The sequence below is a fragment of the Allobosea sp. 05T439 genome (assembly GCF_056396005.1).
This window is the reverse complement of record NZ_JBFTKP010000005.1, coordinates 292,674-316,672: the sequence shown is the minus strand read 5'-3', so window position 1 is coordinate 316,672 and position 23,999 is coordinate 292,674. Positions and strand designations below refer to the sequence as shown.

Sequence of the window (23,999 nt, the reverse complement as noted above, 5' to 3'; positions counted from 1 at the left end):
CCGGCTGCTCTCTTTCGACCCTTGGAGCTCGGCTCGAACACGCGCCGTCGTGCGGGCGCTGCCATGAAGAACGCTTCCCATAATGCATCCTCCTCCTGACGACTCAGGATCGATGATGCACCATCAGATTTCGGGACTACACATCTAGAGCGCCTCGCCTCTGAGCAGGCGCGGCGGGTCCCCTGCCAGTCCCGCCGCCTCGCGGATGAAGAAGCGCTTCAGCCCTGGCATCCGATCGACCAGCCCGAGCCCGAAATCGCGAGCCAGGCGGAATGGCGTTACGTCATTTGAAAACAGCCGATTGAGCCCGTCCGTCACCGCGCCCATCGCAACCGTGTCGAAACGCCGGGCGCTTTCATAACCTTCGAGAACGTCGGCGCTGCCTGGATCGAGCCCAAGCCGCGCGGCATCGACGATGGCCTCAGCCAGGGCCGCGACATCCTTCAGCCCGAGATTGAGCCCCTGGCCGGCAATCGGATGGATCAGGTGAGCGGCGTCACCAAGCAGCGCCAGCCTGTCGCCGACGAAGCGACGCGCCACGCCAAAGCCGAGCGGCATCGCCGTGACCTTGCTCTCCAGTGCAAGCTCCCCAAGCTCCAGTCCGAAGCGCCGCTCGATCTCGTCGAGCATATCGGCCTCGTCGAGCGAGAGCAGCGCCGCGACATTCTCCTCGCGCTCCGTCCAGACGATCGAAGAGCGGTGGCCGAGCCTGCCGCCGTCGCTGAGCGGGAGGATCGCAAAGGGCCCGGATGGCAGGAAATGTTCGACGGCCCGCCCGTCATGCGGCCGCTCATGGCTCAGCGTCGCAACCAGCCCGGACTGGTGGTAGGACCAGCCGACCCAACCGATGCCGGCGCGTTCGCGGAGCCGCGACCGCGCGCCATCCGCAGCCACGAGCAGCAACGCCCCAATGCGCTCGCCGCCCGCATAGGTGATCTCGATGGTATCGTCCTGCGCATCGAAACCGCGAACGCCTTCCGGCCGCATCTCGACATTCGCTTCACGGCAGGCGCTCAACAGCGCCGTCATCAGCGCCATGTTCTCGACCATATGGGCGAAGGATTGTCCGGGCTCGATCTCGCCGTCAAAGGTCAGGAAGACCGGACGCACCACGTCTGGATTGCGGCTGTCGGTCACCACCATTTCGGTCATCGCGGCAGAACTGCCTGCAACGGCCTCCCAGACGCCCAGCACCTCCAGCATGTTGCGTGCAGCCGCCGCCACGGCGTAGGCGCGGTTGTCCTGACGCGGCGGTGCCGCAAGCGCCGGGTCCGCCAGGACGATTGCATAAGCCTCGCCGAGCGCCCGTTTCAGCGCCAGCGCCAGCGAAAGCCCGGCGATGCCGCCACCCGCGATCACGATCCGCCTTCCGGAATGGCCGGTCTGCTGCCCCATCGTCCTGCTCCTGCGCCTCATGCCGACCACGCCTGGACCAGCGCTTGACGACGCCCGGTGCGTCGGTGCTGATGCGGAGGATACGGCGGAACCGTCTTCGGCTCAGCCGGCCCGCCCGTCAATCCGCCCGCCAGTCGAGCCTGAAGAACCATGTCCCAGATCAGCGACTCCCTGATGTCGATCCTCGACCTCGAGCGGCTCGAGCGCAATCTGTTCCGCGGTCGCAGCCCCAAGATCGGCTGGCAGCGGGTCTTCGGCGGGCAGGTCATCGGGCAGGCCCTCTACGCCGCCTGCCAGACAGTGGAAGGCCGCCAGCCGCACTCGCTGCACGCCTACTTCCTGCTGCCGGGCGACCCCGAGACTCCGATCATTTACGAGGTCGAAAGGCTCCGCGACGGCCGCTCGTTTACGACGCGGCGCGTGCTGGCGATCCAGCATGGCGAGGCGATCTTCTCGATGTCCGCCTCGTTCCAGGCTGAAGAACCCGGCTATGAGCATCAGATGCCGATGCCGGACGTGCCGATGCCGGAGGAACTGCCGAACCGGGAGGAGATGCAGCGCAGCGTGCTGCCGCATATGCCCGAAGCCGTGCGCGCCTATTACCAGCGCGAGCGGCCGATCGAGATTCGGCCCGTCGAGCTCCAGCGCTACGTCACAGGCGAGAAGATGGAGCCGAAGTTCAATGTCTGGATCCGCTCGATGCAGCCTTTGCCCGACGATCCGGCGGTTCATCAAAGCGTGCTTGCCTATGCTTCGGATCTGATGCTGCTCGATTCGAGCCTCATCGCGCATGGCAAGACCGTGTTCGACAAGCAGATCCAGGGCGCGAGCCTCGATCATGCGCTCTGGTTTCATCGCCCCTTCCGCGCCGATGACTGGCTGCTCTATGCTCAGGACAGCCCCTCGACCTCGGGCGCGCGCGGGTTCTCCCGCGGCCTTGTTTTCGATCGCCATGGCAAGCTCGTCGCGTCCGTGGCGCAGGAAGGCCTGATCCGGCCGCGTCCGGACCGCGAATGAGCGCTTTCTAAGCAGAAGCACAGCAACCAAGCATTTGCCTGTTTATTAGGCAATCACCCCGCACCGAGTGGTGCGACGGGGCGTTTTTCCTTGCGTCATCCCCTCATGATCCCCCTCCGGCAGTTGGCACGGGCCTTGAATTGACCGGCCGTGACGTGTGTCGGGCTCCCGGCGCGCGCGGAGCGCAACGCGATCGCCGGGGCTGACATCCGGGCGGCGGAAACGGGGAAACCCAAGCATGAAAATCGTGATGGCTGTCATCAAGCCGTTCAAGCTGGAGGAGGTGCGCGACGGGCTCACCGCCATCGGCGTGCATGGCCTGACCGTGACCGAGGTGAAGGGATATGGCCGGCAGAAGGGCCATACCGAGATTTATCGCGGTGCCGAATATGCCGTGAGCTTCCTGCCGAAGATCAAGATCGAAGTCGCCGTCTCGGACGAACTCGTCGGCAAGGTGATCGAGGCGATCACCGCCGCAGCCCGTACCGGCCAGATCGGCGACGGCAAGATCTTCGTATCGTCGATCGAGAAGGCCGTCCGCATCCGCACAGGCGAGACCGACGGCGACGCCCTCTGATCCTCTCGATCCTTCAGTCCAGGAGTTTCAACCGATGAATTTCAAGACCCCATTGCGGGCCGGGCTGGTCGGAGCGGTGCTCGCCGCGACCACGGCGGTCGCGCTGGCCCAGACAGCGGCGGCTCCCGCCGCGCCGGTGCCGAACAAGGGCGATACCGCCTTCATGATGAGCTCGACCGTGCTCGTGCTGCTGATGACGATTCCCGGCCTCGCCCTGTTCTATGGCGGCCTGGTGCGCAGCAAGAACATGCTCTCGGTGCTGACCCAGGTCTTCGCCATCGTCTGCATGGTCAGCCTGCTCTGGGTGATCTACGGCTACTCCCTCGCCTTCACCCACGGCGGCGGCCTGAACGATTTCGTCGGCGGCTTCTCGAAAGCCTTCCTGCGCGGCGTCGACGGCAACTCGGTCGCGGCGACCTTCTCGAACGGCGTCGTCATCCCCGAATACGTCTACATCTGCTTTCAGATGACCTTCGCCTGCATCACGCCGGCCCTGATCGTTGGCGCCTTCGCCGAGCGCATCAAGTTCTCGGCGCTGATGCTGTTCACCGCCCTCTGGGTGACCTTCATCTATTTCCCGATGGCCCATATGGTCTGGTACTGGGGCGGTCCCGATGCCGTCGGCAATGCGGCCAAGGCTGTCGCTGAGGCGGGCCCCGATGCCAAGGCGGCCGCAACCGCGGCGCTCGACGCGGTCAACGCCGATGCCGGCATGCTCTTCAAATGGGGTGCGCTCGACTTCGCCGGCGGCACCGTCGTCCACATCAACGCGGGCATCGCCGGCCTCGTCGGCTGCATGCTGCTCGGCAAGCGCGTCGGCTACGGTAAGGAATTGATGGCCCCGCACTCGCTGACCATGACGCTGATCGGCGCAGCCCTGCTCTGGGTCGGCTGGTTCGGCTTCAATGCCGGCTCGAATCTCGAGGCCAACGGCACCGCCGCGCTTGCCATGATGAACACCTTCGTCGCCACGGCGGCAGCCGCGCTCGGCTGGCTCTTCGTCGAATGGGCGGCCAAGGGCAAACCCTCGCTGCTCGGTATGGTCTCGGGCGCGGTTGCCGGTCTCGTCGCCGTCACGCCGGCCGCTGGCTTCGCAGGCCCGATGGGCTCGATCGTGCTCGGCCTCGTCGCTGGCGCCGTCTGCTTCGTCTTCTGCTCCACCGTCAAGAATGCGCTCGGCTACGACGATTCGCTCGACGTGTTCGGCATCCACTGCGTCGGCGGCATCATCGGCGCCCTGGCCACCGGCATCCTGGTCAATCAGGCGCTCGGCGGCGGCGGCATCCCGGACTATGTCTCCAAGCCGGGCGAGCTCGTCACCGCGGCCTATGAATTCGGGCCGGCATTCGTGGCTCAGGCCAAGGCCGTTCTGTTCACGCTCGTCTTCAGCGGCGTCGGCTCACTGATCCTCTACAAGATCGTCGACGTCGTCGTCGGTCTGCGCGTCACCACGGATCAGGAGCGCGAAGGCCTCGACATCGCCGAGCACGGCGAGCGCGCCTACAGCATGTAAGCGTCTCCGGCCGCTTCACGTGAAACAGGCCTCGGCGGTCTCCCGCCGGGGCCTTTCTCACGGTAACTCCGCCCGCAGAAGCAGGCCGATCGATCCGCCGGCGAGGCGCTCCCCTTCAAGGTTAAGCGGGTCTTAACCTGACCTTCATACCCTGATCGCTGGAGGCCGGTATGATGCGGCCTGTAGTCCTGTGGAAGGCGGCCCGGCCGGCATGCGAACAATCCGACGCTCCTCATCCCTGATCGATCGCCTGCCCGATCCCGCGCGGGAATTCCTGTCGCGACGGACGTCGGAGATGGTCGGGCTCGGGCTGCTGGCGCTGACAGCGGCCATCGCACTCGCGCTTGCGACCTGGGCCGCTGAAGACCCCAGCCTCAACAACGCCACCGGCGGCGCCGTCAACAACCTGCTCGGGCGCCCGGGTGCGATGATCGCCGATCTGACCATGCAGATGATCGGGCTCGGCGTCATCGCCATGCTCTTCCCGCCGCTGATCTGGGCGCTGCGCCTGATGCGCTTCCACCTGTTCGATCGCGGCGCGCTCAAGCTCGGTCTCTGGGTTGTCGGTATCGTCGCGACGGCGGCCGTCGCGAGCGCCCTTCCGGCGACGCCGCGCTGGCCCTTGCCCACCGGGATGGGCGGCGTGATCGGCGACGGCCTGCTGTTTGGGACGCGCAATCTCGTCGGCATCGCAGGCAGCGCCCTCGGCGGCCTTGTCGCTTTTCTCTATGCCGGTATAGCAATTCTCGCCGTGACCGCCGCCGCGGGCTTCGGCTTCGTCACCGACGAAGATCCGGTCAATGACAGCGACGACGAAGACGAGTCCTGGGCCGAGACCGAGGAGCGTCGCGACGACGAGCCCGGTTTCGCCGTCATCCTTGTCGGCTGGCTTGCCCATGGCGCAATGGCGCTCAAGGGCGCGATCCTGCGTCGCCTGCCGCACCCGCCGGAACCGGCCGTCAGCGCCACTGGCTCCGCTGGCAACCAGCCCGTCAGCCGCGTACGCCGCGAACCGCAGTTCAACGAAGCTGCGGCCCGCGCTGCCCCTCCAGTCTTCGCCCCCGAGCCGTTGCCCAGCCCGCGTCCGGCCAGTCGCGTMGTCGACTTTCCCGATGGCGATATCGACGATGATGATGAACCGCAGGACCTGCGCGATCTCAATGCTCCGCGCGTCACCGCCCGGCCCGCTGCTCCCAAGCCTGGCAAGCGTCTGTCGCGCGAGGCCCAGCCGTCCCTGCTCGATCGCGATCATTTCGAGCTGCCGCCGCTGACCTATCTTGCCGAACCGAAGAAGGTCCCCTCGACAGCCATCTCGACGGATGCGCTGGAGCAGAATGCGACCCTGCTCGAAGGGGTGCTCGAGGACTTTGGCGTGCGCGGCGAGATCAGCCAGGTTCGCCCGGGCCCTGTCGTGACGCTCTACGAGCTCGAGCCGGCGCCGGGGACCAAGTCGTCGCGGGTGATCTCGCTGGCCGACGACATCGCGCGCTCGATGAGCGCGATCTCGGCGCGTGTCGCCGTTGTCCAGGGCAAGAACGCGATCGGCATCGAACTGCCCAATGCCAAGCGCGAGACCGTCTTCCTGCGCGAGCTGCTCGCCAGCCAGGATTTCGAATCGACCAAGCACAAGCTGGCGCTYTGCCTCGGCAAGACCATCGGCGGCGAGCCGGTGATCGCCGATCTTGCCCGCATGCCGCATCTGCTCGTCGCCGGCACCACCGGCTCGGGCAAGTCGGTCGCGATCAACACCATGATCCTGTCGATCCTCTACCGGCTSAMSCCCGMRCAGTGCCGGCTGATCATGGTCGAYCCCAAGATGCTCGAGCTCTCCGTCTATGACGGCATCCCGCATCTGCTCACCCCCGTCGTCACCGACCCGAAGAAGGCGGTGGTCGCGCTGAAATGGGCGGTGCGCGAGATGGAGGAGCGCTACAAGAAGATGTCGARGCTCGGYGTGCGCAACATCGACGGCTTCAATGTCCGGGTCGGCGAGGCGCTGGCTGCCGGCGAGATCATCACRCGCACCGTGCAGACCGGCTTCGACAAGCATTCCGGCGAGGCGATCTACGAAGAAGAGGTGATGGATCTGGGGCCCCTGCCCTATATCGTCGTCATCGTCGACGAGATGGCCGACCTGATGATGGTCGCCGGCAAGGAAATCGAGGGCACGATCCAGCGCCTGGCGCAGATGGCGCGCGCCGCCGGCATCCATGTCGTGCTGGCGACCCAGCGGCCCTCGGTCGACGTCATCACCGGCACGATCAARGCCAATTTCCCGACCCGCATCTCGTTCCAGGTCACCTCGAAGATCGACAGCCGCACCATTCTCGGCGAGATGGGCGCCGAGCAGCTGCTCGGCCAGGGCGACATGCTCTACATGGCCGGYGGCGGCCGCATCACCCGCGTGCACGGGCCGTTCGTCTCGGATGCCGAGGTCGAGAAGGTCGTGGCGCATCTGAAGACGCAAGGCCGGCCGGACTATCTCGACGCGGTCACGCGGTCGCGGTCGTGCTGCGCGACAAGAAGGCCTCGACCTCGTATATCCAGCGCCGCCTGCAGATCGGCTACAACCGCGCCGCCTCGATCATGGAGCGCATGGAGAACGAGGGCATCGTCGGCCCCGCCAACCACGCCGGCAAGCGAGAGATCCTCGTCGAGGCCAGCCGCGCCAGGGAAGACGAGGATTGAGCGGACGGCAGAGAGACGGCAGGTCCTCAAATTGCCACGCTGAAGTGCAACTCATACGGTGGTTGATGCGTTTACCTGAGGCGGCGGGCCATTTCGCCCGCCTCCAGTCATTGCCCGCATCAGGCAATGACGCGAACATCCAGGCCGATATGGCCCCAGCATCGGAGCAGCTTTGCTCATGACACGCGTTTCGCCAATGCAGGCTTCGCTCGGCGCCTTTGTCGCGCTTGGGCTCGCCATTGCGTCTGGCCCGCTCGCGGCCCAGCCGCTTGATCTTCAGGCCAAACCCGCAGCGCCGGCCGCAAAGCCGGCAGCTCCCCGCGCGATCCCGCTGCCGCCCATGCGACCGCCGGGGCTTGGCCTGCCGCGGACCGCGGAGGCAACCTCCGCTCCGGTCATCACCACGGTCGCCGCCGAACAGCCCCGTCCGGCTGCCGTCCCGGTCAAGTCGACCACCAGCAAGCATTCAGCCCCGCTCACACAGCAGGAAGCTGTCGAGCGTCTCAATGCCTATTTCAATGGCTTTGCGACCTTGCAGGGCGACTTCATCCAGTTCGCCTCTGACGGCCGCCGCTTCGAAGGCAAGCTCTATATCCAGCGCCCAGGCAAGATGCGCTTCGAGTATCGGCCGCCCGTGACCATGGAAGTCATCGCCGACGGCACCTCGGTGGCGATCCGCGACAAGAAGCTCGCGACCCAGGATCTCTACTCGATCGGCCAGACGCCACTGAAGTTCCTGGTCAAGGAGCGCATGGACCTTGCCCGAGATTCGACCATCACCAAGGTCAGCACCAAGGGCGACATCCTGTCGGTCAGCGTCGAGGATCGTTCGACCCTTGGCGGCACGTCGAAGATCACCCTGAACTACGACATGGCGGCCAATGAACTCAGGCAGTGGGTGGTCATCGATCCCCAGGGCTACGAGACATCGGTCTCGCTCTACAACCTCGATACGCAGCGGCGTCCCGATCCGAAGAATTTCGTGATCAACTACGAGCGCATGCTCTGAGCACGCGCTGAAGGGGCCGCCCTCCAAGCGATTTCGAGCGCCGGGCTTGCTTGCGAGACGAGGCGGCGGCTGCAACGCCGTCAGGCTTCGGAGCGGCTTGCTTTTTCCGCTGCCAAGACCCAGTTTCCGGCTCCCTTTCGATCCGGAACCACTGCGTGAATCTGACCGTTACGAGCTGGAACATCAATTCGGTGCGCCTGCGCATCGGCATGGTGACGGAATTCCTGACCACCACCGCGCCGGACGTACTGTGCCTGCAGGAGACCAAGACTCCTGACGAGCAGTTTCCCGCCAAGGCCTTCGAGAAGATCGGCTATGTCCATCAGGCCTTCATCGGCCAGAAGGGCTATAACGGCGTCGCGATCGTCTCACGCCTGCCCTTCAGCGAGAAGGACGCCATGGCGATGTGCGGACGCAATGATGCCCGCCATATGACGGTCGTACTCGACAAGGGAGCTGGCGCTGCCGCGGGCGTCGCCATCCATAATTTCTACATTCCGGCCGGAGGCGACATCCCGGATCCGAACCTGAACGACAAGTTCGCCCACAAGCTCGCCTTTCTCGACGAACTCGGCGCCTGGGGAATCGCCAAACGACCAACCGACCGGCCAAGCATCCTGCTCGGCGACCTCAATATCGCGCCCTATGAGCACGATGTCTGGAGCCATAAGCAGCTTCTCGACGTGGTCAGCCATACACCCATCGAAACCACGACGCTCGAAACGCTGCGCACCGAGCTTGGCTGGAGCGATGCCGCGCGCACGCTGCGGCCCGAACCCGAGAAGCTCTATAGCTGGTGGAGTTACCGTGCCGCCGACTGGGCTGCCTCGAACAAGGGTCGCCGGCTCGACCATATCTGGCTCTCTGACGGATTGAAGCCGACCCTGCGCGACGTCACCTTCCTGCGTGAAGCACGCGGTTGGGAGCGGCCCTCGGACCACGTTCCCGTCACGGTGACATTGGAGCTCTGATCGAGCGCTCTAGCTTCGATCGATCGCGATCAGCGCATCGCGAACCTGTGACAATTCGCCCATGAAGCCATGCAGCCTCTCTCCGATCGCAGCCGCGATCGCCTGAGCCGATTGCGGGGATTCGCCGAGCACCCGGCGCATCACGCTGCGCGAGAGCTTCATCAGTTGCGTGGGCTCGCGCGCAACGGCCGTCACCGGCCGCTTGATCGAGGCGAACAGCGCCAGCTCCCCGATCAACCCGCCTGGACCCACCACCTCGTCGGCGGGTTGGCCGTCATCCCGGCTCATGAGCGCAATCGCACCCGAGACGACGAGATAGGCACCATCCGAACCGTCGTTGCGGCGGAAGAGCACATCACCGGCGCGCAGGATGCGGTTCTCGGCGGCAAAGGCCACGAGCCGCAAGGCGTCATGGTCCATGAGACCCAGCAGCGGCTGTTTGGCCAGGAATGCGATGTCGTCGTTAAGCGCCATGGAATCTCAAGGATTCAGGCGATAGCCGCCCGCATCCGTCACCAATAGTCGCGCATTGGCCGGATCGGGCTCGATCTTCTGGCGCAGACGATAGATATGGGTCTCCAGCGTGTGGGTGGTGACCTGTGAATTATAGCCCCAGACCTCCTGAAGCAGGATCTCGCGGGCAATCGGCTTGCGGCCGGCACGATAGAGAAAGCGCAGGATCGCGGTCTCTTTCTCGGTGAGCTTGGTCTTCGAGCCCTTCTCGCTGACAAGCAGCTTCGATCCTGGGTGAAAGGTATAGGGGCCGACCTGGAAGACGGCATCCTCGCTCGCTTCGTACTGCCGCAAATGGGCGCGGATACGCGCCAGCAGCACCGCGAACTTGAACGGCTTCACCACATAATCATTGGCGCCGGCTTCCAGTCCGAGCACGGTATCGGCGTCCGAGCCCTGCCCGGTCAGCATGATCACCGGGCTCTTGAAGCCGTTGCGGCGCATCACCTTCACCGCCTCGCGACCATCCATGTCGGGAAGCCCGACATCCATGACGGCGAGATCGACCCGTTCGGCCTGAACGGCCTTCACGCCGGCGGATGCCGTCGCAGCCGTCGAGATCCGGAACTCGTCATAAAGCGCGAGCTGCTCCGCGAGCGCGTCACGCAACGTCTGGTCGTCGTCAACCAGAAGAATATGATGGACGGCGGGCATGGCAATCATTTGAACGGTTTGCGATTCCGGCACCATGAGCCCGCTGAATCGCGACTGCAAGTCAGGTGGGGTGGAATATCCGTGAGAAAATGTGATCAAGCCGGCGGTGCCGGTCCAGGCGAGGTGCGGCGCGGCCTAACCCGGTTGCAAATCGTCCGCTCCGTGCATGATCGCCGCAAGGGTTTTCTGATCGCTGGCGGCGCCTGTTTTCCCTGTGCCCTTGGCCGCTCCGGCATCATTGTCGCCAAGCGGGAAGGCGATGGCGGCACTCCCCGCGCCACATTGCCGCTGCGGCGCATCTTCTATCGCGCCGACCGCTTGCCCCGCCCCCAGACCAGCTTGCCGTTGCGCAGGATCGCACCTCGCGATGCCTGGTGCGACGATAGGAGCGACCGGCGCTACAATCGACTGATCGACCGCCCGCCCGGCGAAGCCGAGGAGCGTCTTACACGCGAGGACCATCTCTACGACGTCATCGTCGAAATGGGCTGGAACGACGCCCCGGTGATTCGCGGCCGCGGAAGTGCGATTTTCTGGCACCTGGCCCGGCCTGGCTTCACTCCGACGGCGGGTTGCGTCGCTGTCGAGCGGCATGTTTTTGAGAAGCTGCTGCCGCGCCTCGCCCGGCGCTGCGTCATGGAAATCCGGTAGGATCCGCATTCAGCGCGATCAGTAGGCCTTGGGGTCGACTCGGCACTACCGCCGGGTCGACCCGCTGCCGGCGTGCAAACAGGGAGCTCCCTACGCCCTGGCCCCAAAGATCGCGCTACCGACACGAACATGGGTAGCACCGAGCTGGATCGCGGCCTCGTAGTCGGCGCTCATTCCCATCGAGAGTCCGCCAATCCCGTTGCGCAGAGCGATCTTGGCCAGCAGCGCGAAATGCGGCGAGGGCGGCTCCTCGGCTGGCGGAATGCACATCAACCCCTCGATCACTAAACCGTGATGCGTGCGGCAGAGCGCGATGAACGCGTCGGCCTCGCCCGGATTGATGCCTCCCTTCTGCGGTTCCTCGCCAGTATTCACCTGCACGAAGAGTTTCGGTGCCCGGCCGGCCCTCGCGATCTCGCGGGCAAGTTCCTTCGCCAGGCCCTCCCGGTCGAGCGTATGGATCGCATCGAACAGGGCGACCGCGTCCCGTGCCTTGTTCGACTGCAGCGGGCCGATCATGTGCAGTTCGACATCGGGAAAGCGCTCGCGCAGGCCCGGCCATTTCGCCTTGGCCTCCTGGACGTAGTTCTCGCCGAAGACGCGCTGTCCTGCTTCCAGGGCAGGAAGGATCGCCTCCTCCGGCATGGTCTTCGAAACGGCGATCAGCGTCACATCTGCTGGGCGGCGCTCGAAATCACGCGCGGCGCGTGCAATCGCCGCTTGCGTGGCGGCCAGCCGCGTAACCGTATCGTTCATCGTGAAACCCTTCCATCTCGCGCGCAACGTTGACCGCGTGCGTGCAATGGTGTCCTAGAACATGATGTGGAAAAGCCGGAACCGGTTTTCCGCCCGAATCCCGCTCTAACTGCGGAAACGGCCTTCTGTTTCCTCTGAAAGCGCCCAGCGATTTCCTAGGGAGCGGCCGGCAGGCTCCGCTTATCCAAGAATTGCCCGCGCATCATGGCCGTCGAACGTTACAATCCCAAGGAATCCGAGCCGAAATGGCGTCAGGTCTGGAATGAGCGCAAGCTCTTCGAGACACGCAATGACGATACGCGCCCGAGCTACTACGTGCTCGAGATGTTCCCCTATCCGTCGGGGCGCATCCATATGGGCCATGTTCGCAACTATGCGATGGGCGACGTCGTTGCGCGCTACAAGCGAGCCAAGGGCTTTTCCGTTCTCCACCCGATGGGCTGGGATGCGTTCGGCCTGCCGGCCGAGAACGCTGCCAAGGCCAACAAGATCCATCCGCGCGAATGGACCTACGCCAACATCGCGACGATGCGCACGCAGCTCCAGTCGATGGGGCTGTCGCTGGATTGGAGCCGCGAACTCGCTACCTGCGACCCGAGCTATTATCGCCACCAGCAGAAGATGTTCCTGGACTTCCTCAAGTCCGGGCTGGTCGATCGCAAGACCGCCAAGGTCAACTGGGATCCAGTCGACGAGACCGTGCTCGCCAATGAGCAGGTCATCGACGGCCGTGGCTGGCGCTCCGGCGCTCTCGTCGAGATTCGCGAGCTGACCCAGTGGTTCTTCAAGATCACCGATTACGGTCAGGAGCTGCATGACGCCCTGGAAGGGCTGACGCGCTGGCCGGAGAAGGTGCGGCTGATGCAGAAGAACTGGATCGGCCGCTCGGAAGGGCTGCTGATTCGTTTCGCACTCGAATCGAATGCCTTCGGCCAATCCGACTTGGAGATCTATACGACACGCCCGGACACGCTGTTCGGCGCGAAGTTCATGGCGATCGCGCCCGATCACCCGCTGGCCAAGGCCGCCGCAGCCAGGAACCCGGAACTGCAGGCCTTCATCGAGGAGTGCAAGCGCACCGGCACGGCGCAGGAAGCGATCGACAAGGCCGAGAAGCTCGGCTTCGATACCGGCCTGCGCGCGGTCCATCCCTTTGATCCATCATGGACTTTGCCGGTCTATGTCGCGAACTTCATCCTCATGGAATACGGCACCGGTGCCATTTTCGGCTGCCCGGCCCATGACCAGCGCGACCTCGACTTCGTCAACAAATACGGGCTCGGCAACACCCCGGTCGTCTGCCCCGAGGGTGTCGACCCCGAAAGCTTCGTCATCACGGACACGGCCTATGTCGAGGATGGCCGCATGATCAATTCGCGTTTCCTGGATGGCATGACCATTCCGGAAGCGAAAGAAGAGGTGGCCCGCCGGCTGGAGAGCGAGACACGCGGCAATCAGCCCGTTGGCACGCGCAAGGTGAATTTCCGTCTGCGCGATTGGGGCATCTCGCGCCAGCGCTACTGGGGCTGCCCGATCCCGATCATCCACTGTGCCGATTGCGGTACCGTGCCGGTCCCGGATGCCGACCTGCCGGTCAAGCTGCCGGATGACGTCTCCTTCGAGAAGCCCGGCAACCCGCTCGACCATCATCCGAGCTGGAAGCATGTCGCCTGCCCCAATTGCGGCAAGCCGGCCCGTCGTGAAACCGACACGATGGATACCTTCGTCGATTCCTCGTGGTATTTTGCCCGTTTCACCGATCCCTGGCGCACCGAGAGCCCGACCGATCGCAAGGTCGTCGACCGCTTCCTTCCCGTTGACCAGTATATCGGCGGCGTCGAGCATGCGATCCTGCACCTGCTCTATTCGCGCTTCTTCACCCGCGCGATGAAGGCAACCGGCCATGCCGGGTTGGACGAGCCTTTTGCTGGCCTCTTCACCCAGGGCATGGTGGTCCATGAGACCTACCGAGCCGAGGATGGAACCTGGGTCGAGCCCGGCGATGTCCGTATCGAGGCCAATGGCAGCGAGCGTCGTGGCTTCCATGTCGAGACCGGGGCGCCAATCGAGATCGGCTCCATCGAGAAGATGTCGAAGTCGAAGAAGAATGTGGTCGACCCCGACGACATCATCGCCTCCTACGGCGCCGACACCGCCCGCTGGTTCATGCTTTCGGACTCGCCACCGGATCGCGATGTGATCTGGACGGACGAAGGCGTTCAGGGCGCAGCCCGCTTCGTGCAGCGCCTATGGCGGCTGATCGGCGAGATCGCCGAGCGGACCGGCAATTCAGCGGGTGCTGCCGCGGAATTCGGTGAGGCGGCCCTCACCTTGCGCAAGGCCAGCCATCGTGCCCTGCACGCCGTCGGCGCCGATATCGAGCGCCTCGGCTTCAACCGGTGCGTCGCTCATATCTACACGCTGACAAACGCCATCGCGAAGGCGCTCGACGGAGCTGCCGAGGATCCCGCGCTTGCCAGCGATATGGCGTTTGCGCTGCACGAGGCGGCCGCCATCGTCACGCAGCTTGTCGCGCCGATGATGCCGCATCTTGCCGAGGAGTGCTGGCACGCGCTCGGCCAACCCGGCCTCGTTGGCGAAGCCTCCTGGCCGGTGGCTGACGCCGAACTGCTCCGTGACGACAGCGTCACGCTGCCGGTCCAGATCAACGGCAAGAAGCGCGCAGAGGTGACCGTGCCGGCCGATGCGGATACGGTCTCCGTCGAAGCCATCGTTCGGTCATCCCAGGCCGTCATCAAAGCCCTGGACGATCGCCCGATCCGGAAGATCATCGTGGTGCCGGGGAGAATTGTGAATGTCGTCGTCTGATTCGCACCGCTGCCGACCTGGTMGCGGTGTGCCTACCCGCCGCCTCATGCTGGCCGCCGCACTCGGCGCCGCCGCGCTTGCTGGTGGGTGCCTGCGCCCGCTCTATGCCGAGAATACCACCAGCACCGTCGGCGGCAGCGTCAAGGCGGCGCTCAGGAATATCGAGGTCCCCGAGATCAAGGGCCTGGTCGGGCATTACCTGCGGAACGAACTCGTCTTCGAACTCGACGGCGGCGGAGCCGGAGAGGCCACTGGTCCGAAGCGCCTGAAGCTCCAGGCCTCGATCCGGGAATCGATCGAAGTMGTCACCGTCGACTACGTCAGTGGCCGCGCCGACTCCGCCGTTCTCGTCGCGACAGCCACCTGGTCGCTCGTCCGGGAAGGTACAGGAGAGGTCGTATCCTCCGGCACGACCATAACGCGCGCGCCCTATGAACGCTCCCAGCAGCGTTTTTCCACGGTCCGCGCAGCACGAGATGCCCAGATTCGAGCCGGCAAGTCGCTGGCAACCCTGATCCAAGGGCAGATCGCCGCCGATCTCGTCGGCGGCTGAGCCGGACGACAGGCAATGGTCGCCATCAAGGCGCATGAGGCCGACCGGGCCCTGACCAAGCTGGACCCGGCCTGGCGCCTCATCCTGATCTATGGACCCGATTCCGGCCTTGTCTCCGAGCGGGCGACAGCGCTCGCACGCGCCAGCGTCGACGATATCAACGATGCCTTCCAGCTCATTCGCATGGATGGCGATGATGTCGCTGCCGATCCCCTCAAGCTGGTAGACGAAGCCAATACGATCGGCCTGTTCGGCGGCCGGCGTGCCATTCGCGTGTCACCGACATCGAAGCTGCTGCTCGCGGCGGTCGAGCCGCTGCTGTCAACGCCATCGCAGGACGCGATCGTCATCGTCGAAGCGGGTGATCTCCAACGCACCAATCCCCTGCGCCAGGCCTGTGAGAAGGCACGAACGGCCCTCGCCGTGCCCTGCTACGGCGATGCGGCGCGCGATCTTGGTAGTATCATCGATGAAATGGTCCGGGCTGCCGGCAAATCGATCGACCGCACCACGCGCGAACAGCTGTCCGGGCTATTGGGCGGCGATCGCCAGACATCGCGCCGCGAGATCGAAAAGCTTCTGCTCTATGTTGGCGCAGATCCAGCCGTCACCGAAGCGCATATCGAGGCGGTCGTCGGCGATACGGCACAACGCGAGCAGGCTGCGCTCGTCGATGCGGTCTTCGCCGGCCGTCTGGCCGTGCTCGATCTGGCGCTCGCGAAGCTGTCGAGCGAAGGCCTCGATTCCGGGGTGATGCTTGGCGGCTTGCTACGCCACGCCCTGACGCTGCTGAAAGCCCGTCAGAGCGTCGATGGCGGCCGCAGCGCCCGGGACGCGGTCTCCAGCATGCGGCTGCCCTTTCCCCGCATGGCGGCCGCTGAAGCGGCGTTGAACGTATGGTCCGTGCAGAAGCTCACCGAAGCGGTCGGCATTCTGGGAACCGCAACTCTTGCGGTCAGGCGCGATGGCGAACTCGCCCGTCCAACCGCTGCACGCACCCTTTGGACCCTCGCCCGGCTGGCACAGAGCGGCGGGCGCGGTTCCTAGCGAGTAAGCGCAAGGGGCCTGATCAGGCTTTCAGGCGCCGACACAGGGCATCGAGCTGATCGAGCGTCTTGTAGCCGATCTTCATGTCGCCTCCGCCGCTCGGACGGTGCTGGATCGACACTGATAGCCCGAGAACCTCCTCGAGCGCCTTTTCCAACGCGCGGGTGTCCGGATCCTTGTCGAGTTTCGGCTTGCCAGGGGAGCTCCTGCTCTCACCCCGCGCCTCTTCCTGCACCAACCGTTCGATGTCGCGGACGCTGAGGCCCTCATCGACGATCTTGCGCGCCATCAGCTCAGGATCCGCGACCGAGAGCAGCGCGCGCGCGTGGCCCGCCGAAACGGCGCCCTCAGCCACCATCCGCCGGACAGGCTCCGGCAGTTTTGAAAGGCGCAGCGTATTCGCGACATGGCTTCGGCTCTTGCCGATGACGCGGGCCAGATCGTTCTGGGTATAGCTGAATTCGGCAATCAGGCGCTCGTACCCGGCGGCCTCTTCGATCGCGTTCAGGTCGCTGCGCTGGACGTTCTCGACGATGGCGATTTCCAGCGCCTCGCGGTCGTCAGCCTCGACCTGGATGACGGGAACCTCATGCAGGCCGGCGCGCTGCGCGGCACGCCAACGCCGTTCGCCGGCGATGATCTCATAGGCGTMGGCCATGCCCTTGAGCGGGCGCACGATGATCGGCTGCAGGATCCCGCGCTCGCGCACGGAAGCCGTCAGATCCTCGAGCTCGTCATCCGCGAAACTGCGCCGCGGATTCCGCGCGCTCGGCCGCAGGAACTCGACTGGAACCCGACGCTGGCCTCTGGCACGCTCGAGCGCTCCGATCTCGTCGCCGACATCTCCAATCAGAGCGGCGAGACCCCGGCCAAGACGTGAACGTCCCTGTTCCTCGGCCATAATTCAACCTCTTGATACTAAATACGAAATGAGTTCAGGCAGCGGCGCGCAGCGCACGCTCCCGCCTGATGACTTCGGATGCCAGCCGCAAATAGGCCTGCGAGCCGGCACAGCGGAGATCGTAGAGCAGGGCGGGCTTGCCGTAGGACGGGGCTTCCGAAACCCGGACATTGCGCGGGATCACGGTCTCATAGACCTTGTCGCCCAAAAACTCGCGAACGTCGGCCATGACCTGACCGGAGAGATTGTTGCGCGGGTCGAACATGGTCAGGACCACGCCCTGAATGATCAGGCGCGGATTGAGCCCATTGCGAACCTGCTCGACCGTCTTGAGCAGCTGGCTGAGGCCCTCCAGCGCGAAGAACTCGCATTGCAGCGGCACAAGCACGGCGTCGGCTGCCGTCATCGCATTGATGGTGATCAGGCTGAGCGAAGGCGGGCAGTCGATCAGAATATAGGTCAGGTCCGCACAGCGCTGATCGTCGGAAATTTCGTCGATCGCCTTCTTGAGGCGCTGGGTGCGATCCTTGGCACTGGCGATCTCGAGCTCGACACCAAGCAGATCGAGCGTCGACGGCGCGATGAACAAACCAGGTACAGCGGTTTCCTGCAGCGCCTGACCAAGGCCGATATCGCCGCAGAGCACATCATAGGTCGAGGATTGCCGGCTCTTCCGGTCAACGCCGAGCCCGGTCGAGGCATTCCCCTGCGGATCGAGATCGACGATCATCACCTTCTCACCGATCGCGGCGAGCGCCGTGCCGAGATTGATGGCCGTCGTCGTCTTGCCGACGCCGCCCTTCTGATTGGCGAGCACCAGCACACGTGGCCGGCGGGGGGGAAGGGTAATGGGAGTCAGATCGGTCATGTATCAGCCCGCTGCTCGGCCTCGCGAATCAACAGAATGCGAGCTGCCGGATCTGTCACGGAGACAACTGTCGAGGCCTGAATCTTCCAATATTTAGACGCTTCGGTCAATTCAGCATCTAGATATTGTCCCTTGGGAAAGAGCCCAAGTGTCCCGGTTCTCAACAACTCCTTGCACCATCCTAGCAGAATCGGGAGCGGTGCGAGCGCCCGGGCCGTCACGACGTCGACTTTTTCTGTGAACTCCCCAACGATATCCTCGATCCGCGAGGCATGAACCGTCACAGGCGCACCGGTCACCCGGGCCGCGTGGCGCAAAAAGGCGCATTTGCGCGCATTGCTCTCGACCAGATGGATTCGGCCTTGCCCCTGTTCGGCAAGACAGATCCCGATCACAAGTCCGGGAAATCCACCGCCTGAGCCGAGATCGAGCCAGGTTCTGGCGTCAGGCGCCAATGCGAAGAGCTGGAGCGAATCAGCGACGTGCCGCGTCCAGACATCCGAAAGCGTCGTCGAAGAGACCAGGTTCTTCGCATTTTGCCACTTGACCAGCTCTGCGACCAGCAGCGCGAGCCGCTCCTGTGTTTCACGTGAAACAGGAGTCAAGCGCAGAGCGCGGGCGCGGTCATCATTGTCAACAGCCACGACTCAGGCCGCCGTTTGCGTCGCGCGCTTGCGATCCCGCCGCGCATGGGCCGCCAGTAAGGTCAGTGCAGCAGGAGTCATGCCTTCGATCCGTGATGCTTGCGCGAGATTGGCCGGGCGCTGCTGCGACAGCTTCGCTCTCAATTCATTCGAGAGCCCGGAAATACCATCAAGGTCGAGATCGGCCGGGACCTCCAGAGCTTGGTCACGCTGATAGGCCCCGATCTCGGCAGCCTGTCGGTCGAGATAGACAGCATAAGTCGCATCCGCAGTAACGCGCGACGCAACGGAGGCCGGGTGGGCGTTGAGCTCCGGCCAAATCGCTGCCAGCTGCTCGAAGCTGATGTCTGGATAAGAGAGGAGTTGATAAACGCTCCGACGCACGCCATCGCGGTTCAATTGCAGGCCGACCTGGTCGGCCTGTTGCGGTGTCAGCCGGAGGTTCTTCAATTGCACCCGCAAACCGTCGATTTGCGCGGCCTTGGCCTGAAACCGGCGTTCACGCTCGCCTCCGACCAAGCCGAGCTCGATACCCAACGGGGTCAGCCGCTCGTCGGCGTTATCGACACGCAATGACAGCCGGAACTCTGCACGCGACGTGAACATCCGATATGGCTCTGTCACCCCACGCGTCACGAGGTCATCAACCAGTACGCCGATATAGGAGGTCGTCCGATCCATCGCGATCGGCTCTGCACCACCGGCACGCCGCGCCGCATTGAGGCCCGCAAAGAGCCCCTGGGCAGCCGCCTCCTCATAACCGGTCGTTCCGTTGATCTGGCCCGCGAGAAACAGACCGGCGATCGCGCGCGTTTCGAGCGAGTTCTTCAAGGCGCGCGGATCGACGAAATCATACTCGATCGCATAGCCAGGACGCAGCATGGCTGCATCTTCAAGCCCAGGAATCGTCTTCAGCAAGCCGAGCTGCACATCTTCCGGCAAGGAGGTCGAGATACCGTTGGGATAGACGGTGGGATCATCGAGCCCCTCCGGCTCCAGAAAGATCTGGTGGCCGTCGCGATCCCCGAACCGGCCGACCTTATCCTCGATCGATGGGCAGTAGCGTGGTCCTCGGCCCTCGATCTGGCCCGAAAACATCGGCGCCCGATGGAGGTTGGCGCGGATCAGTTCGTGCGAAGCCAGCGTAGTGCGGGTAATGCCGCAGGAAATCTGAGGCGTCGTGATCGCATCGGTCAGCGCGGAGAACGGCTCCGGCGGCTCGTCGCCGGCTTGCATCTCCAGCGTGGACCAGGCGATCGTGCGCCCATCCAGCCGTGGTGGCGTACCCGTCTTGAGGCGACCAAGCGGAAGCGCGTGACGCTCCAGCGTGGCCGATAGACCAAGCGACGGGGCTTCCCCAACGCGTCCTGCCGGAATTGTCTTCTCGCCGATATGGATCAATCCACGCAGAAAGGTACCAGTCGTCAGGACAACCGTTCCGCAAGCGAATCGACGCCCGTCGGACAGAATGACGCCTTGAACCGCGCCATTCACTATATCGAGGTCAAAGGCCTCACCGACCACGATCTCGAGATGCTCAAGCTCGGCGAGCAAATCCTGAACCGCACTCCGATAGAGTTTCCGGTCTGCCTGCGCGCGCGGGCCGCGAACGGCCGGGCCCTTGCGGCGGTTCAGCATCCGGAACTGGATGCCAGCACGGTCAGCTGCGCGGGCCATGATACCGTCGAGCGCATCGATCTCACGCACCAGATGGCCCTTGCCCAATCCGCCGATCGCAGGATTGCAGGACATCACACCAATCGTCTCGCGCTGATGGGTCAACAGCGCCGTGCGCGCGCCAAGACGCGCAGCAGCGGCCGCCGCCTCGGCGCCGGCATGGCCGCCACCTACGACGATGACGTCATAGCGATCTGTGGCAATGGAATGGGACATGCGCATGTCGCTAGCCAACCCCGTGCCGAGGGTCAAGATTCTTGTGATCTCTCAGCTGAAGGTTTCACGTGAAACGCCGCGCAGCGGGTTCTCTACTTTCCGATGCAGAAGCCTGCAAACAGCCGGTCCAGCACATCCTCGACGTCGATCCGCCCCACGAGCCGTTCGAGCGCGCGCACGGCGATCCTGATGTCTTCAGCCAGCAGCTCGACCTGTCCGTGCCCGGAACCCGCTGCCCGCTGCAGAGCCGCCACCGCGTCCGTAACCGCTACGCGCTGTCGCTCGCGGGTCAGCAATGCGGGCTCTGGATTGGTCAGCGCACCGAGCCGCTCCGAAACGCTCCTCAACAGCGTATCGAGTCCGACACCGCTTTGCACGGAGACCGCCAGTTCACCGGCGCCAACTTGCCCGGGCAAGTCGCACTTGGTGGCAACCATCAGATCCTGCGGTTCAACGGACGCTCGGTTCGGAGACGAATCGACTGCACGAAGTCTCAGCACCAGATCCGCCTTCTCGGCCAGAGCCGTCGCCCGGCGGACACCCTCTGCCTCGATCGGATCGACACTCTCGCGCAAACCCGCCGTATCGATCAACGTCACCGGGAAACCGGCGAGATCAAGCCGGACCTCAATCATGTCGCGGGTCGTACCAGGTTGCGGCGAGACGATCGCCACGTCGCGGCGGGCGAGGGCGTTCAGCAGACTCGACTTTCCCGCATTGGGCGGTCCCGCCAGCACGACGACAAATCCCTCACGAACGCGCTCGCCCATCCGAAACGATCCAAGGGCATCGCGCAGGCTCGTCAGCACGTCCGTGACGGACACAATGGCGTTCTCCACAAGCGCTCCGGAAACATCGCCTTCATCCGAGAAATCGATCTCGGCCTCCAACAGCGACATGGCGCCGATCAACTGATCTCGCCACAGCCCGGCCGCATGACCAAGCGCTCCCTCCATCTGCCGGAGCGCCTGTCGACGCTGCCATTCCGTCTCCGAATCGATCAGGTCAGCCAGGCCCTCGACCGCTGCAAGATCCAGCTTTCCMGCCTCAAAGGCCCGCCGGGTGAATTCGCCGGCCTCCGCCAATCGAAGCCCTGGTAGCCCGGTCAATGCCGAGAGCAGGGCCGCCATCACCGCACGCGAACCATGGACATGGAACTCGGCGACATCCTCGCCGGTGAAGCTCGMTGGTCCCGGGAAGAACAGGACCAGAGCCGAATCGATCACCTCGTGGGAGACGGGGTGGCGCAGGTGTCGAAGCACCGCATGCCGCGGGTTGGGGATAACGCCCGAAATTGTTTCGAGGACGAATCGAACTTGCGGCCCGGACACCCGCAGGACAGCCACCCCGGCGCGGCCATTGGCCGACGATAGCGCCACAATCGTTGGGTAATCCTGTCCGGTCGTCATAGGCAGCACATCTTTCCGTTGCGACGCTGATCCGCCTGGGAGATCCGTCGATGAATCGTCTCGGGGCCGCCGCCAGCCCCTATCTCCTGCAGCACAAGGACAACCCCGTCCATTGGTGGGAATGGAGCGAGGAAGCCTTTGCCGAGGCAAAGTCAAGCGGTCGCCCGGTCCTGCTCTCGGTCGGCTATGCCGCCTGCCACTGGTGCCATGTCATGGCCCATGAGAGCTTTGAGGACTTGGCAACCGCGGCGCTGATGAACGCGCGCTTCGTCAACATCAAGGTCGACCGGGAGGAGCGACCCGATATCGATCAGGTCTACATGAACGCGCTGCACAGCCTGGGCGAACAGGGGGGCTGGCCGCTGACCATGTTCCTCACCGCCGACCGTCAGCCATTCTGGGGCGGCACCTATTTTCCGCCAACGGCGCGCTATGGACGGCCCTCCTTCAGCCAGGTGCTGCAGCAGATCGCGGCCGTCCACGCAAAAGAGCCCGAGCGGGTCGCGCGCAATGCCGCCGCGATCAAGGCTGCACTCGAGCAGAGTGAGGCTGCAGCAAGCCCGGAAGCCCGATACAAACCTGACCTCGACCAGATCGCCAGCGAGATCGCCCAATCCTTCGATCCGCAGCATGGCGGGCTGCGCGGCGCACCAAAATTCCCCAATCCTGGCCTGATCGAGCTGCTCTGGCGTCACGGCAGCCGCACTGGGAACGCGACCACACTCCTGCCGGCGACCCGCACCCTGGAACGCATGGCGCGTGGCGGCATTCACGATCACCTCGGCGGCGGCTTCGCCCGATACTCGGTCGACGAGCGCTGGCTCGTGCCGCATTTCGAGAAGATGCTTTATGACAATGCCCAGCTACTCGGGCTCTATGCGCTCGAGGCGAAGCGCAGCGGCAATCCACTGGCGCACAGCGCGGCCCAGGGCATCGTCACCTGGCTTGAGCGGGACATGCTGCTACAGGAGGGCGCTTTCGCCTCCAGCCTCGATGCCGATTCCGAGGGGGTCGAAGGCAAATTCTATGTCTGGACTGCATCGGAGCTGGCCAGCCATCTCACGCCAGCCGACGCAGAACTCTTCGCCCGGCACTATGACGTCACCGCCCATGGCAACTGGGAAGGCGTCACAATCCTCAACCGGCTCGACACGCCCGATCCGGATCCGGCATTCGAGCAGCAATTGGCCAACATCCGGCGGGATCTCCTGGCGTTGCGCGCTCGCCGGGTTCCTCCGGCCCGCGACGACAAAATCCTGGCCGACTGGAATGGGCTGATGATCGCGGCGCTCGTGCGAGCCTCCGGTCTACTCGCGGAGCCCGCCTGGCTGGCCCTTGCTCGGCGAGCCTACCATTTCGTCGCCGAATCAATGAAGCATGGCGACGGCCTCGCTCACTCCTACCGCGCGGGCCGGTTGATCACCCCGGGCTTTGCCCTCGATCACGCGGCGATGATCGAAGCGGCCCTGGCACTCCACGACGCCACATCGGAACGGCATTTCCTTGACCACGCCCTGCGCTGGTCCGCCCATCTCTGGCGGTACTACCGCCACGTCGATACGAGTCTACTTGGTATGACTCAACGCGATAGCGCCGTTCTTCCGGTCGTACCGAGGCCGACTCACGACGACGCAGTCCCGAACGCTAATGGCGTGCATGCAGGGAACCTGCTTCGTCTGGCGGCCAAGAGCGGAGCCCCGACCGATAGGGCCCAGGCCGAACGGTTTCTCGCAGCAGCATTGGCCGCTGCCGAGCGCGCGCCGGTCGCCCATGGCTCCGTACTCAATGCTTATCATCTGGCGCGGCACGGCATCGAGATCATCCTGGCTGGACCCGAACGCGAACGTCTTCGCGCGGCTGCGCTGGCATTGCCCTACACGACGACGATGATCGTCGACTGCCCCGATCCCAGCGCGCTACCATCGGACCACCCAGCCGCTTCCATGGCGCGTCTTGCAGGCAGCGGTGTCGCCTTCATCTGTTTCGCCGGGCGTTGCCTGCCTCCCGTAACGGATCCGAATCAATTGCAGGATGCCGTTTCTGCTGGCCGGTGACCCCGGATCCAAACAAGAAAGGCGGGTCGGCATGACTGCCGATCCGCCTCGCTGAAA

General features: G+C 64.4%; 19 protein-coding genes and 1 pseudogene. 11 read left to right on the top strand and 9 right to left on the bottom strand.

Annotation, left to right across the window (positions count from 1 at the left end):
• Nucleotides 1-144 precede the first annotated feature (144 nt).
• On the bottom strand, nucleotides 145-1,395 hold the full coding sequence (locus AC1DIO_RS08535) for a ubiquinone biosynthesis hydroxylase (protein ID WP_441509089.1): 1,251 nt from the start codon (nucleotides 1,393-1,395) through the stop codon (nucleotides 145-147).
• Between the two features lie 150 nt (nucleotides 1,396-1,545).
• Here AC1DIO_RS08535 and tesB point away from each other — a divergent pair, with 150 nt between their 5' ends.
• From tesB to xth, 6 genes and pseudogenes are all read left to right on the top strand, one after another.
• Nucleotides 1,546-2,412 (top strand): acyl-CoA thioesterase II, encoded by an 867-nt coding sequence (gene tesB, locus AC1DIO_RS08530; RefSeq protein WP_441509090.1) that lies wholly within the window; start codon nucleotides 1,546-1,548, stop codon nucleotides 2,410-2,412.
• A 238-nt stretch (nucleotides 2,413-2,650) separates the two neighbouring features.
• Complete coding sequence (locus tag AC1DIO_RS08525) at nucleotides 2,651-2,989, top strand: P-II family nitrogen regulator (RefSeq protein WP_043236992.1); 339 nt, start codon at nucleotides 2,651-2,653, stop codon at nucleotides 2,987-2,989.
• Between the two features lie 34 nt (nucleotides 2,990-3,023).
• Complete coding sequence (locus AC1DIO_RS08520; protein WP_441493289.1) at nucleotides 3,024-4,502, top strand: ammonium transporter; 1,479 nt, start codon at nucleotides 3,024-3,026, stop codon at nucleotides 4,500-4,502.
• A 211-nt stretch (nucleotides 4,503-4,713) separates the two neighbouring features.
• Nucleotides 4,714-7,190: pseudogene (locus AC1DIO_RS08515) on the top strand (FtsK/SpoIIIE family DNA translocase).
• A 178-nt stretch (nucleotides 7,191-7,368) separates the two neighbouring features.
• The gene (locus AC1DIO_RS08510; RefSeq protein ID WP_441492053.1) at nucleotides 7,369-8,199 is read left to right on the top strand and encodes a LolA family protein; all 831 of its coding nucleotides are present in this window, start codon (nucleotides 7,369-7,371) and stop codon (nucleotides 8,197-8,199) included.
• Nucleotides 8,200-8,354: 155 nt separating this feature from the next.
• Complete coding sequence (gene xth, locus AC1DIO_RS08505) at nucleotides 8,355-9,170, top strand: exodeoxyribonuclease III (RefSeq protein WP_441492052.1); 816 nt, start codon at nucleotides 8,355-8,357, stop codon at nucleotides 9,168-9,170.
• Nucleotides 9,171-9,179: 9 nt separating this feature from the next.
• Here xth and AC1DIO_RS08500 read toward each other — a convergent pair whose 3' ends face one another.
• Together AC1DIO_RS08500 and AC1DIO_RS08495 are read right to left on the bottom strand one after the other, a co-directional pair.
• Entirely contained in the window at nucleotides 9,180-9,644 is a 465-nt protein-coding gene (locus AC1DIO_RS08500) for a cyclic nucleotide-binding domain-containing protein (protein ID WP_476775125.1), read from the bottom strand.
• 6 nt (nucleotides 9,645-9,650) lie between these two features.
• Complete coding sequence (locus AC1DIO_RS08495) at nucleotides 9,651-10,337, bottom strand: response regulator transcription factor (RefSeq protein ID WP_069882335.1); 687 nt, start codon at nucleotides 10,335-10,337, stop codon at nucleotides 9,651-9,653.
• 81 nt (nucleotides 10,338-10,418) lie between these two features.
• Here AC1DIO_RS08495 and AC1DIO_RS08490 point away from each other — a divergent pair, with 81 nt between their 5' ends.
• Nucleotides 10,419-10,988, top strand: coding sequence for a L,D-transpeptidase family protein (locus tag AC1DIO_RS08490; RefSeq protein ID WP_476775124.1), 570 nt, complete (start codon nucleotides 10,419-10,421; stop codon nucleotides 10,986-10,988).
• Between the two features lie 90 nt (nucleotides 10,989-11,078).
• Here AC1DIO_RS08490 and AC1DIO_RS08485 read toward each other — a convergent pair whose 3' ends face one another.
• Nucleotides 11,079-11,744 carry a YggS family pyridoxal phosphate-dependent enzyme gene (locus tag AC1DIO_RS08485; RefSeq protein ID WP_441492049.1) on the bottom strand — a complete coding sequence of 222 codons (666 nt, stop codon included), beginning with the start codon at nucleotides 11,742-11,744 and terminating at the stop codon, nucleotides 11,079-11,081.
• 204 nt (nucleotides 11,745-11,948) lie between these two features.
• Between AC1DIO_RS08485 and leuS the strand changes: the two genes are divergently transcribed.
• From leuS to holA, 3 genes are read left to right on the top strand one after another with little or no spacing between them, the layout of a single operon-like run.
• Entirely contained in the window at nucleotides 11,949-14,573 is a 2,625-nt protein-coding gene (leuS, locus tag AC1DIO_RS08480) for a leucine--tRNA ligase (protein ID WP_441492048.1), read from the top strand.
• 28 nt (nucleotides 14,574-14,601) lie between these two features.
• Nucleotides 14,602-15,126 (top strand): hypothetical protein, encoded by a 525-nt coding sequence (locus tag AC1DIO_RS08475; RefSeq protein ID WP_476853322.1) that lies wholly within the window; start codon nucleotides 14,602-14,604, stop codon nucleotides 15,124-15,126.
• Nucleotides 15,127-15,141: 15 nt separating this feature from the next.
• Entirely contained in the window at nucleotides 15,142-16,173 is a 1,032-nt protein-coding gene (gene holA, locus AC1DIO_RS08470) for a DNA polymerase III subunit delta (RefSeq protein ID WP_441505112.1), read from the top strand.
• Between the two features lie 22 nt (nucleotides 16,174-16,195).
• Here holA and AC1DIO_RS08465 read toward each other — a convergent pair whose 3' ends face one another.
• From AC1DIO_RS08465 to mnmE, 5 genes are all read right to left on the bottom strand, one after another.
• Nucleotides 16,196-17,074, bottom strand: a complete 879-nt coding sequence (locus AC1DIO_RS08465; protein ID WP_476853321.1) for a ParB/RepB/Spo0J family partition protein — start codon at nucleotides 17,072-17,074, stop codon at nucleotides 16,196-16,198.
• Nucleotides 17,075-17,108: 34 nt separating this feature from the next.
• Nucleotides 17,109-17,942 (bottom strand): ParA family protein, encoded by an 834-nt coding sequence (locus AC1DIO_RS08460; RefSeq protein WP_441505111.1) that lies wholly within the window; start codon nucleotides 17,940-17,942, stop codon nucleotides 17,109-17,111.
• Nucleotides 17,939-18,586 carry a 16S rRNA (guanine(527)-N(7))-methyltransferase RsmG gene (gene rsmG, locus AC1DIO_RS08455; protein ID WP_441492044.1) on the bottom strand — a complete coding sequence of 216 codons (648 nt, stop codon included), beginning with the start codon at nucleotides 18,584-18,586 and terminating at the stop codon, nucleotides 17,939-17,941. Before rsmG ends, AC1DIO_RS08460 begins: the two co-directional genes overlap by 4 nt.
• 3 nt (nucleotides 18,587-18,589) lie before the next feature.
• Nucleotides 18,590-20,479: a tRNA uridine-5-carboxymethylaminomethyl(34) synthesis enzyme MnmG gene (gene mnmG, locus AC1DIO_RS08450; RefSeq protein WP_476853320.1), complete on the bottom strand. Its 1,890-nt coding sequence runs from the start codon at nucleotides 20,477-20,479 to the stop codon at nucleotides 18,590-18,592.
• 92 nt (nucleotides 20,480-20,571) lie between these two features.
• The gene (gene mnmE / locus AC1DIO_RS08445; RefSeq protein WP_476853319.1) at nucleotides 20,572-21,888 is read right to left on the bottom strand and encodes a tRNA uridine-5-carboxymethylaminomethyl(34) synthesis GTPase MnmE; all 1,317 of its coding nucleotides are present in this window, start codon (nucleotides 21,886-21,888) and stop codon (nucleotides 20,572-20,574) included.
• Between the two features lie 50 nt (nucleotides 21,889-21,938).
• Here mnmE and AC1DIO_RS08440 point away from each other — a divergent pair, with 50 nt between their 5' ends.
• Nucleotides 21,939-23,942 carry a thioredoxin domain-containing protein gene (locus tag AC1DIO_RS08440; RefSeq protein ID WP_476853318.1) on the top strand — a complete coding sequence of 668 codons (2,004 nt, stop codon included), beginning with the start codon at nucleotides 21,939-21,941 and terminating at the stop codon, nucleotides 23,940-23,942.
• The last annotated feature ends 57 nt before the right edge of the window (nucleotides 23,943-23,999 follow it).